Raw genomic sequence first — 11,304 nt, forward strand, 5'->3', positions numbered from 1 at the left:
ACATGGCACGTACAAAGACTAAAACAGCCTCTCAACCCGCACCGTTCTCACTATATGACCAAGCGCAACCGGGAATGCTGGCTACCACCACTACCGGGAAGATTGGTATTATAACAGAGAAATTTATGAGTGTTGGGGGGATGCCTCACATCTGGTTACAGGAGCCAGGGGCGGCGCTAACTCCAAAACCCATTGATTTAATCGCCAAAGTAGAGAATAAACCTTACGCGGTCATTTTGTTCTCAGGTGGCGGTGGTGTGGAAGCTGGAATGATAGAAGCGGGAATCGAACCCATTTTAGCGGTGGAATATGACCCAGATAAACCCGAATTATCGGAAGCTCTCGCGGCTTCCCATGAGGCAAATTTTCCCCGGTGTAAGGTGATTCGTCGCACCGTTTCTGAATGCGCCGCTGATGACTTTCCCGGATTTCCCCTAGAACCGGATATCCTTTGGGCGTCCCCAGTCTGTGCAAATTTCAGTGTTGCCAAGAACGGGAAAGAACAGCCATCGGATATTGAGGCAGCTTCTGCGGTGGTTACTGCGATTAAAAAGCTCAAGCCTAAGCACTTTTTCTTAGAGAATGTGCCAGCCTATCAAAAATCAGAGAGCTGGAAACAGATAGAATTAATTCTACCGACTCTTGGCTATCGGGTAACTTCCTCTATTGTCGATATGTCCGATTATGGCGTCCCCCAGGCGCGGGTGCGGTTTATCGCTATTGCCTCTGTTGAAGGAAAACCCTTACCTCTGCCATTTAAACAACCTGCCACGGGTTGGTATGATGCGATCGCCGATCTAATCCCCAAGCTGCCAGAATCCCAATTACTCAAAGGGCAGCAACGGTCTGTTGATAACTTTCTCGCCACCAATGCTCCTACCCTGATGCTGATAGACCGGTCCGGTGGGCGTGGGGGATATCGGGCAGTTCCCAGTTACAAGCCAGCCAATACTATCATGCGATCGCACTTCACTGATGGGAAAAATGCCAATCGCACCAAGTTTGCGGATATCTGGTTACCTGATGGTACAGTCAAATCGGTGTCGATTGAGTGTATTAGACGGTTACAGAGTTTTCCAGATTGGTATCAACTGCCTGAACAGATTGGTGTGGCGGGTTCAATTCTGGGTTATTCCGTCCCGCCTAAGTTTGTGGAACTGCTTCTGGAGCCCCTCGCTTGTCGTGCAGATAATCCTAATCCTATAGAAGAAGGACACTCATACTCCAATGGTTTAAATGGGGATAGCCAGATTAAATCCGGTGAGTACACGGGTTTGAGTATCGCCGAAATCCGCCGTGATGGGGGAACACAGCCCCGCGAGAAGCTGGATTTAAACCACATCGCCACACTCTCCGAAGCGATTGAAGACGGGGCGGAACTTGATCCGGTGATAGTGTTCTATGACGGCTCTGACTATTGGCTTGCTGACGGGTTCCATCGGTGCAAAGCGTCTGAAGAATCTGGACTTGAGGATATCCCAGTAGTCATCCACCAGGGAACACGCCGCGATGCTATTCTCTACTCGGTTGGGGCAAACGCTGAACACAAAGCAGCCAAGCCCCGCAGTCGTGCTGATAAACGCCGTGCTGTGACTATGCTACTTAACGATCCGGAGTGGTCAAAGTGGAGCGATCGCGAGATTGCTCGTCAGTGTAAGGTTAGCAATTTCTTTGTCTCTAAGTTGAGAAGGGATTCTCTCACTGTGATTAATCACAGTGAGAATGAAGACAGTGAGAATGAAGCCAAGACCCGGACTTACACCACCAAGCACGGAACCACCGCGACTATGCAGACTGGGAATATTGGCAAGAAGGATGATTTACTGACTGAGAGCGCGTCTTGGACTCCCATTCAGGGCGAGGAGTTCGCAGCCGACGGTAACGGTAACGGTAACGGTAACGGTGAGATGGAAACAGACAAGACCAAACCCACAATCGATCCCAACGATTACGCGATCGCTTTTATGACCAACATTAACCACATCAATCCCGACTTACTCAAAGAAGCGCGAAAGCGAATTGACCAACGGCTTACGGCTATCGATAAGCCCTCCACATAAAGTTCCAGCACTTTTTACCCAAGTCAAGTCAGCTTGATTTGATTTGGGTAAAGTCCTGCTTTATTGCTCATCAGTTGTGAAAAAGTCGGTTTTTCACTCCCAAAATAGGTTTGAGATTTGGCACGAAAAATCAAGGGTTTCGGGTGGGGAAAGTCCCGCGATCGCCTACGCGGTGCTGACTCCTGGAGCTGCTGTGAGATTTGGTTTTATTGCTTGATGGTTATTAAGTTTAAGTAAATTTAATCGGTTCCTACTGCACCTAGCGCAAAATTAGAGATTTTTCAAGCTTTGACGCTATATCTGACATAACCTATAGTCTAGGTTTAGCTGAGACCAGTAGCAGATTATGAGCATGGTAAGAGAGTTTGAGCGAAAGCATCTAAATGATGATTCCCAAAAACACGATATATGCGTACAATACCGCATTCCCAAAAAACTACAGGTATTACTCTCTAAGTATGGGTTGCTTCCATACCCACGGATTTAAAGCCCAAAAAAAAAAAAGCCCGGAATTCCCCATTAAAGCTTAAGGAAATCGAGCCTCCCATTTAAAGCAAACCTAAGCCTAGCACAATTCATGATCACAAGGGTCTGGCTAGGAAAAAATAGGCTTTTATCTACAAGCTGTTTGGGGAGTCCGGGGTTGCTGTTTACTTACCTGAGAACTTCCATGAATAAAGACCTAAGTGATCGCGATTTGAGCGGTGATGACTTAAGCAACCATGATCTCAGCTACTTCAATCTGACTTCCACTAAACTAAATGGAAGTAACTTGAGATTCACTAAGCTGAATGGTGCTACATTGCAGGATGCTCGATTGTGTAGAGCTGATCTGAGAGAGGCTAAATTGTGCGGCGCTCAGTTATCTGATGCCAAGTTAACTGGTGCAGACTTAACTGGCGCAGATTTAGCTGGCGCAAATTTAACGGGCGCAGACTTAACTGGCGCAGACTTGCGAACAGCGAACTTGAGAAACGCGAACTTAAGCGGAATTAACTTAATTGGCGCAAACGTACAGGACGCTCAATTGAAAGGCAGCACCGGACTAGCTGAAGATTCGATACGCGACCTGAAAAAACGGGGCGCGATTTTTAATGGCACACCACCTGGGGGCTCAGATATTAAATGGTGGATGCAATATGTAATTCCACCACTCGCGGCGGCTCTTCTAGGTAGTGGGGGCATCCTGGGTTTTTATAAGACCCTCAACAAGGAAAATTCTTCAGTTTCAACGCCAGCACCTACTGTCCCATCTGCAACTCAAGCAACTCCGCCACCCAAATCCACGCCCACACCGGAGTAATACAGCCTAAGTTTAGCCCCAGTCCCAATTTAGCTGAACTGGGGCTTGCGTCACGTCCAAACTACCTCACAAGTCTAAACGCCTATAAACAATTTTCCTCAGTAAGCCATCCGGGTGAAATTCCGGTCATTCCGCCGGAATCCGCTCTCACTCGTCGAAAATTTTTCATCTCACTACGTCATATATTGGAATCGGGAAAAAAATTTTTCCGCTCCTATTTTCTACTTCACCGGAAAATTTAATTGATAGTAGTTCTCAACTGCTTACAGCTTCAGTTGATCTTGTTGACAGGTGATGCACTACCATGAAACGAATTTTAAACCTGATCCGCTCCTTCACGAAACCCAAGCCAGTCAAGCCAACCATCCAAACCTACGGGCAGAATAGCTGCGGTTTACCTCCAGAACAGATTCAGTCGGTGATGGAATGGTTATTTGCCAGCCTGCTACACGCGGGATAGCAATGGAAGAATCTTGTCTCTTCTGGGATTGGGGCGATCAAGATTGGAGTAAAATTATTCTTATTGCCTTATTGAAAAAAGAGCCAATCTTTCTCTACAGATGCGGCGATCGTCCCTCGCCCCCTCCGAATCACTCTTACTGGCGGCTGATAGGGGAACATCCCAGTTTGAGGATTTACCAGCTTGAGTTTAAGGAAGATTAATGAGCTTTGGGGGATGGGAGCGATCGCAACCGTCACCGCCCCTGGTTGATTTTCTATCTTTCCCAAAGTAATATCATTAGGAGTATCATATAAACATCGATTCCATAGTCTTGTACTTGACAAGAATATAACGGCTATGAATAATTACAAAATTTTAAGCTTAGATGGTGGTGGTTTTAGAGGGGTAATCTCTGCTAGAATCCTCAAAGAAATTGAAGAAAAGCTTAAGCCAAGGAAATTGCATGAATACTTTGATTTAGTGGCGGGGACTTCTACGGGTTCGCTTATAGCCGCCGGGATTGCTAAAGGAAAAAGTGCTGATGATTTGTTAAAATTGTATCAAAACAATGGACAAAAAATATTCCCCGATTCCATCAGGAAGATAAGAGGTGTATTAAAACTAACTCGGGGAATTTTGCCTGTTGCTCTGTACCCTCATAAGGGACTCCAAGAGGTTTTATCCAATAAAGAAATATTAGGGGGGACTAAAATTAGTGACATTACTGAGCAGGGAAAACCTGTTTTATTAATTCCTGCCTATGATACTTTCAATCGAAAAACTGTATGGTTTTGTAGCAATAATTCTAAATTAAAAAGGTTCTGGTATGACGATATTGAAGTCTGGAAAATATGTATTTGCTCTGCCTCAGCTCCAACCTTTTTTCCACCCTATCAGTTAAAAACGCCATCCCAAAAGCTGGTAGATCTAGATGAGTCTGGTCACTTAGAGAGGCATTTGAATAAGTTGGGGCTGAAAGCCGACACAGAATATCCGTTTGTGGATGGAGGGATCGCCGTTAATAATCCGGCTCTGATTGCCATAGCTCATGCTATGTTAAATCCCTATAAGGACAAACCTTTAAAGCAAATTAATCTCAATAATATAGCCATTCTTTCTATTGGTACGGGTAGCCCAACAAAGCCCTATAGCTACCAAGAAGTAAAAGGGTGGGGGATGTTTGGATGGGCAACACATCTCGGTGATCTATTTCTTCCCGCCCCCAATGAGGTTAATGCCTCAGTGTGCTGGCAACTAATCAGAGGAGAAGATGATGAAAATGCCAAGCGTGTGTTACGCCTTGATTTTAGGATAGAGACAGACAAGAAAGAAGATGAGGAATTGGAAACCATTGATAATCCTCATTTATATGAAAGATTTGTCCAAGTGGCGGAAAATTACCTTCACAAGGGTGAAGCTAAGGTGGGAATAAACATTAAGCCTATTACTCCTACAAAGGCAATTGAAAGATTTATTGATAATAACCCGTAGACCAAATTTAGTTATTCTTTCGGTATTCCCAAGGCGGCATCGAATCAGACTTGGCATGAATCCCTAACCGTTTCTGCTTCGCCTCAGCCACCATCTGGTCAAATACCATCTGGTTCGGGCAGTTGTTGGAATACCGCTCATAGTGCCAAGCCATCCCAGCTCTGATCATCTCTGCATTGATGAAGATTTCTTCTTCACCTCTGCCAGTTGGAACAAACGCTTCTGCCACTTTGCGCCCATAGCGATCGCGATCCACCACCACCAGGAAAAGGTCAGAATGAATCCCCATTAATTCTCTTAGGGTATCCCGTGACTCAATCCCCAGCGCCTGGTCTTTCTCTGGTGCATCAATCCCGCACAATCGGACTTTGAGTTCCTCCGTTTCTCCTTCGCAGGTGGCTCGGAAGGTGTCGCCGTCGTACACGCTGCCGGGAGTTAAACGACAGTAGAGGGAGTTAGGGGGAGTTTTTCTCTTGATTTTCTGGGAGTTAACACCGATCGCGATCGCTCCCACTCCAATCATTAAGGTAATCGCTCCGATAATTCGTTTCATGGTCAGCACCTCTTTCTAAAATAGGGCTTGTTTAGGGCTTGTGCAGTGCTTGCGTAGGGCTTGTGCAGTGCTTGGGGCGCGGGTTTCATCGTTCACTCACCAGTAAGGTAATCTCAACTTTTAACCCAGATTCTGATTGCCCCAGGACTTTTACCTGTCGTACTCTGCCTGAATAAGGGCTTAGTGTAGCCCCCGTGTTGCTGAAGTTCAGCTGAAGTTCAGCTAAATCGCGTCTGAATTTAGCCTGAAGCAGTTCTCGTTCAGCATTTTCTCGTTGAACTTCCATCACTTTGGACTGATAGTCACTTAACCGCTGCTGATAGTCAGATTTGGCGGTTTGTAGGTTGGCGATCGCCTGATTCAGAACTTGCTCAGACCTTACGCGCTCCAACGCAAGCGCTTGTCGTTCCCGAATGATGTCTCTGTCCATCACTTCTATCAGTTCTTCAGTTCGGAAACGGTACTCAGGTAATGGGGTTTGATTTAAACTAGCTAACATCGCCCGTGCAGATTCGACCGCTGCAACTTCGGCTGAGTAATCGGCTATCGGTGGTGAGGGTGGAATCGGGACAGGTTGGTTAGTTGCGATCGCTAATTCTAATTCCCGGCGTTTTGTCTCTAGAAATTTCCTCTCGTCTGGGTTGTCCACCAGGACTTGACCGATTTTAACCCTATCGCCCTCTTTAACCTGGATGTTCTCCAACTTGGCGACGGTGGCGGATACTGTGTGACGGGTTCGGGTTCGCGCCGGGGTGGGTTCAGATTTTTCTTGTAGAGACGTTGCATGCAACGTCTCTACATCATTACCCGCGATTGCGCTTCGCGCACTGCCAGAGGCAATCGCCCAGTTTTTTCGCTTAGCTTTATTCCCATTGGTGAACAGTAACAGCCCGACGAGGGCAATGATTAGCCACTTATTCATAGACTTTTACCTCCAGCGTTCCGATTGCCCACTGATTCTCTAACGCTTGCATAGCAAGGGATACAGGGCAATAGTTCAGCGTGACTTTAGAACCGGAGATAGTGAGGATTTCTCCCGCTGCTGTGTCCGCCTTCGGCATCGCTTCTGGCATATCAATGTCCAGGGAACCGTTTAAATAAGCTTCGCCCGTAACGGTTTTGAGTTTGGGGTTGACTTCCTCATCATCAAAGGTGAGTTGTTGAGTGGTAACTGTGACGGGTTTGCCGACTTCCAGCTTGAGCGATGAGGTAATCAGGGATTTTCCAACATGATGGACTTTTGTTCCATCAGTTAAGATAAACCCGGAATCCTCGCCAACGACCAGAAATCGACCAGACACCGGGGCGCGATCGCTGGCTCGATATCCCTCAACCGTCGCCCATATCCGATGATTGGCGGCGTTCTGATTGTAAGTCCTCATGATGCTAGGATCTTTTAATCCTAGTGAGGTTGTAGCTGTCTGGACAATTCCACCACCTGCATTGAAGTGTAGCGATATCAGCAACACGACAACGGATACTGCCATCACCCAGTATTCGCCGCGTCCCCCAGTTTTGAGCCGGCGCCGAGGGTTCGACCCGCAGACACACCAGACGGGTTCAGGATAAAATAGCTGGACGCCTTGTTTGGTGAAGGTGTCAGCGAAGCAACTAATAAAGTAAGCTAACGGGATTGCGATCGCGACTTTTACCGGATATGTCAGGATGAGCCAAGACAACCACGTCAGTAATGCAACAATGTAAAATCGATTTAATTAAGTTGTAGTCTTTCGCCTGTGCCTCTGTAAAATGTCTGAGGCTAGCGCGGCTTGATTTGGCTTTGGGTGGGCAACCTCTCGGACTTCCTCCACCTTAGCCCGTAAGTCTTCGGGTAAGTCGCCTTCTTCCATCATTGAGGCAAGGTTTAAGGCGACTAAATCTGGGTGGGAGACATAGTAGGCTTTGAGTTCGGCTGCATGGCGGAAGATTTCCGATTCTGGGGTTTCGGGTTCTGGAGGGGGATCGGGTATGGCTAATCCCTCAATGTTTTCCTCGTCGTCTGCGTCAGTTTCTCGCTTGTCGATTGCTTCCGAGGGTGTGGTTGGTGCGGTAAGCGAAGCTATCCCGGAGGGAATCGCGCTCTGTGTAATGCTTTCAGAGTCTGCAAAGTCTTTGATTTTACCACCACCCTTAACATGGGCGTCTAATCTGTCGAGTTCCTCAATATCTCCCTCGGTTAAATGCTTGGGGTCGAGGAAGAGACTTCGCAGTCGTTCGTAATATTGGGTCGTTTTGATTCCCCAGCGTTGGCAAAGTTCGTCCCTGGAAAATTTTGTGGTAGTTGAAGTGACCATCTTTTTCCCTCATTTTTTATTCATATTTTAATGTTATGATAAACAAATTGCTTTACTTTTCTCAACCGCTGCGAAAGGTTTCTTAGCCAATCTTTAGGGAAGTTTACGAAAGCTAGTCGATGATGTAAGCACCGCCAGGGGTGCGATGAGGGTTAATCTTTCTCTCTGCGCGTGAATAGGTCTTTGTATGTGGTGTTGGTTTGATCTGCCAGTAGCTCAGTGTGGAGGGTTTCGGCTTCTGTGTCACCCTCGCTGGAGAGAGCGTTTCAGGTAGGTGAGTATTTGATGGACGATGCAAGTTCCTAACTGGAATCATGGCTGGGTTCTTAGGGAAATAGGGGATTTTATTCGATGTTATCGTTATCATGTCTCAAGGTTTTCTTGCCGATTTGGTGGAAGAGTAGGGCGCAAGCTAGCCAGGAGGGAGAATGGATTAAGATGTTGGCATCAAGTGCGTAAATCTCCTCGATGCCAACATCTGTAAGAGTTCAACCCCAAGGTTTTCAGGTACAGTACCCCAGAACGTCCTGGCGCGTGTCCTATGTGGAGGAGTTGTCGGGGAAGTTTCGCTTTGTTCTCAGTGGTCAGGATTTCCAGTTTGAACCGCGAGACAAGTATCGCTATCCGACTCACGATGACGCTAAACGGGCGGCGTTCTGTTTCCTGGAGTTGATGAAGCGGTTGGAACGTTCTCGACAGCGGTTGGGGATTTTGGCGCTCGTTTGGGGTGCTGAAGTTTTTCCAGCAGATGTACCGTTCTTATCAGGTTTGGCTTTTGGTTGACCGGGTGCGGTATACCTGGGAGGCGGTTCGAGGGGATGGTGTTTGTATTCGGTCACAGCGTTGGTATAAAAGACCGGAGAATGCGTTGAATAAGGCTTTTGCTCATGTTGATTGGGAAATTGCTAGAACCCAGATTAGGGACGTGATTGGCTGGGTTTAGGAGGTGCGATCGCGATAGGTAATTTACAAAAAAGTCAAAGAGTTGTAAATTTCACAGTTAGTCCTAATTATCTCAACCTTGGCGAAAGGTTTCTTAGCCAATCTTTAGGTAAGTTTACGAAACTGGATTTTTGCTCCGCCTATGATCAGCATTATTACAGTAGTTCTTAACGGCGAACGCTTCATCGAGTATGCCCTTCAGAATATTATCGACCAAGCTTGTCCTGATGTGGAGCATGTCATCATTGACGGTGGCTCAACTGACGGAACCCTCGAAATCATCAAAGACTATGCGTATCGGTACTCCCACATCCGATGGATTTCCGAGCCAGATCGGGGCCAATCAGATGCCTTGAATAAAGGAATTGCCATGACAAAAGGGCAGATTTTGGGGACTTTGGACTATGACGATTTTTATGAGCCTAATGTCTTGAACTGGATTTCTGAAATCTTTAAAACCTTGCCGGAACCAAGTTTGCTCATCGGTAACACTAGGATGCTGCTAGATGATGAAGATAATACTAGCTATATCAAAAAACCAAAAAGGATGAATTTGCTAGATTTGCTATCAGGTAGAGGTAAAAATTCAGTTTGCGCTTCATCTTACTTTTATCATAAGTCATTGCTTCAAAAAATAGGTTTATATGACCTAACTCTAGATTACAAAATGGATGTTGATTTTTTGTACAGAGCTGTGCAAGTAGCAAGCCTTAAGTATGTAGATGAAATTTTTGCTAATCGTCGCCATTTCCAGGAAACTAAAACTGTTAAAAATAGAGGTAACGGCGAAAATGCTTCAACAAAATACATAAAACAGCTACCTACTATTCAGCGTTTGCGAGTAGAAATTTATAGAGCTATTTTCCATGAATCACCGCTAGGGTTACTTTTTAGAATGCTTGATATTCTAGCCGATAATAGTCCACAGGCATTATTTCTAGTGATTAGACACAGACTAAAAAAATAGTAACAATGAACGCTTGTATTTAATCAAGTGAAATGGCAACCAGTTTTTATGATAAATATCGATACTAAGCATTTTTAATCACTCTTATTTTGAAAGTAGCTTTAAATCCGATGGTTTTGACAGTATTATTTGTTACTCAATGCCCTCCTTATCCCCTAAATGGTGGAGAACGTATTCGTTGCTATAACTTGATTGAAAGCCTAGCAATGAATTTAAATGTGGTTGTCCTTGCACCTAGACCTGCTGTAGATTGTGAACTGAGCTATAAAATCTCTGCTTGGTACGGTTTCCCTAAACCGCCTAAACTGCCAATGAATATAGGTTCTGTTAGTTATTATTCATTAGTTTTAAGTTCAGCATTGGTTAGATGTTTAGAAACTGTATGCCAGAAGCATAAACCTCATGTAGTTTGGTTTGATTATGGACTTTGGGGACTTTACTCTCCTGTTGTCCGACGTTTTGGCGTGCGTACAATAATGGGTACGCATAATGTTGAAAGTAATTTAACCAAACAACGGCTTAACAGTAAACCACTTAGCCTTGGATATTTAAGGCTTTGCGCTTACTATCAGGCACAACGTTGGCATGAAAGCCATTTATTTTCTCGCTTTGATCGAATTATCAGTGTCAGCGAAAGAGATCGCCAGTATCACGCCCAATGGGTAGGGGATTCAAAAAGCAAATTAGTGCCGAACTATATTAATGAGAAATGGTATAAATCTAGTGATAAATTGATTAATTTAGTTCCATGTAAATATCAAAAAGTTGTTATAACAGCTAATTTTTATGCTGACCCAAACAAATTAGGTACGGAATGGTTCTTGAAAAAAGTATGGTCTTTGATTTGTCAACAGTTTCCTAACGTTCATTTAAATCTTGTTGGTCGCTTTGCAGAAAATATTTTCATCCGAATGGATAAACCTACCAATGTCAATTGCATTGGAGAAGTTCCTTCAGTAGTTCCGTATTTAAAACAGGCTCGGGTAGCTGTTGTTCCGATTCTACATGGTAGTGGAACACGCTTCAAGATCTTAGAAGCACTAGCTTGTGGAATACCTGTAGTCAGTACAACTATTGGTGCTGAGGGAATTGATGTCGTCTCTGGAGAAAGTATTTTGCTAGCTGACTCTGCCAACGAATTTGCTCGATCAGTTGTAGAACTGCTCAAAGATGATGTTAAACATCGCAAGCTTTCTGAAAATGGCTTAGTAGTTTTAAAGCGGGAATATGGTTTTGAAAGAAATACTGACAT

At 45.2% G+C, this 11,304-nt stretch carries 13 protein-coding genes; 8 read left to right on the forward strand and 5 right to left on the reverse strand.

From position 1 onward, the window contains the following. Nucleotides 1-2: 2 nt before the first annotated feature. The 4 genes from ACLGGO_RS26760 (at nucleotide 3) to ACLGGO_RS26775 (ending at nucleotide 3,823) form a co-directional block, all read left to right on the forward strand. Entirely contained in the window at nucleotides 3-2,060 is a 2,058-nt protein-coding gene (locus ACLGGO_RS26760) for a DNA cytosine methyltransferase (RefSeq protein ID WP_446421565.1), read from the forward strand. Nucleotides 2,061-2,136: 76 nt separating this feature from the next. Beyond that, a complete protein-coding gene (locus ACLGGO_RS26765) occupies nucleotides 2,137-2,277 on the forward strand; it encodes a hypothetical protein (protein ID WP_446421566.1) in 141 nt (46 codons plus the stop codon). A gap of 453 nt (nucleotides 2,278-2,730) precedes the next feature. Continuing rightward, nucleotides 2,731-3,363, forward strand: a complete 633-nt coding sequence (locus tag ACLGGO_RS26770) for a pentapeptide repeat-containing protein (protein ID WP_446421567.1) — start codon at nucleotides 2,731-2,733, stop codon at nucleotides 3,361-3,363. 304 nt (nucleotides 3,364-3,667) lie between these two features. Further along, a complete protein-coding gene (locus ACLGGO_RS26775) occupies nucleotides 3,668-3,823 on the forward strand; it encodes a hypothetical protein (protein ID WP_446421568.1) in 156 nt (51 codons plus the stop codon). Between the two features lie 68 nt (nucleotides 3,824-3,891). On the opposite strand, the gene ACLGGO_RS26780 is transcribed toward ACLGGO_RS26775, so the two are convergent. Next, a complete protein-coding gene (locus tag ACLGGO_RS26780; RefSeq protein WP_446421569.1) occupies nucleotides 3,892-4,092 on the reverse strand; it encodes a hypothetical protein in 201 nt (66 codons plus the stop codon). A gap of 70 nt (nucleotides 4,093-4,162) precedes the next feature. On the opposite strand from ACLGGO_RS26780, the gene ACLGGO_RS26785 reads away from it, so the two are divergent. After that, nucleotides 4,163-5,296, forward strand: a complete 1,134-nt coding sequence (locus ACLGGO_RS26785) for a patatin-like phospholipase family protein (protein WP_446421570.1) — start codon at nucleotides 4,163-4,165, stop codon at nucleotides 5,294-5,296. Nucleotides 5,297-5,303: 7 nt separating this feature from the next. Here ACLGGO_RS26785 and ACLGGO_RS26790 read toward each other — a convergent pair whose 3' ends face one another. From ACLGGO_RS26790 to ACLGGO_RS26805, 4 genes are all read right to left on the reverse strand, one after another. Further along, a complete protein-coding gene (locus ACLGGO_RS26790; protein WP_446421571.1) occupies nucleotides 5,304-5,849 on the reverse strand; it encodes a thermonuclease family protein in 546 nt (181 codons plus the stop codon). A gap of 85 nt (nucleotides 5,850-5,934) precedes the next feature. After that, entirely contained in the window at nucleotides 5,935-6,771 is an 837-nt protein-coding gene (locus tag ACLGGO_RS26795) for a hypothetical protein (protein WP_446421572.1), read from the reverse strand. After that, the gene (locus tag ACLGGO_RS26800; protein ID WP_446421573.1) at nucleotides 6,764-7,528 is read right to left on the reverse strand and encodes a metal-dependent hydrolase; all 765 of its coding nucleotides are present in this window, start codon (nucleotides 7,526-7,528) and stop codon (nucleotides 6,764-6,766) included. Before ACLGGO_RS26800 ends, ACLGGO_RS26795 begins: the two co-directional genes overlap by 8 nt. 36 nt (nucleotides 7,529-7,564) lie before the next feature. Further along, nucleotides 7,565-8,143, reverse strand: coding sequence for a hypothetical protein (locus tag ACLGGO_RS26805; protein ID WP_446421574.1), 579 nt, complete (start codon nucleotides 8,141-8,143; stop codon nucleotides 7,565-7,567). A 468-nt stretch (nucleotides 8,144-8,611) separates the two neighbouring features. On the opposite strand from ACLGGO_RS26805, the gene ACLGGO_RS26810 reads away from it, so the two are divergent. From ACLGGO_RS26810 to ACLGGO_RS26820, 3 genes are all read left to right on the forward strand, one after another. Beyond that, complete coding sequence (locus ACLGGO_RS26810; protein WP_446421575.1) at nucleotides 8,612-8,926, forward strand: hypothetical protein; 315 nt, start codon at nucleotides 8,612-8,614, stop codon at nucleotides 8,924-8,926. A 301-nt stretch (nucleotides 8,927-9,227) separates the two neighbouring features. Further along, nucleotides 9,228-10,052: a glycosyltransferase family 2 protein gene (locus ACLGGO_RS26815; protein WP_446421576.1), complete on the forward strand. Its 825-nt coding sequence runs from the start codon at nucleotides 9,228-9,230 to the stop codon at nucleotides 10,050-10,052. An 89-nt stretch (nucleotides 10,053-10,141) separates the two neighbouring features. Continuing rightward, nucleotides 10,142-11,304 (forward strand): glycosyltransferase family 4 protein (locus tag ACLGGO_RS26820; protein ID WP_446421577.1); only part of this gene is annotated, 1,163 nt, incomplete at its 3' end.

Source organism: Coleofasciculus sp. (genome assembly GCF_046565525.1).
Classification (GTDB): Bacteria; Cyanobacteriota; Cyanobacteriia; order Cyanobacteriales; family Coleofasciculaceae; genus Coleofasciculus.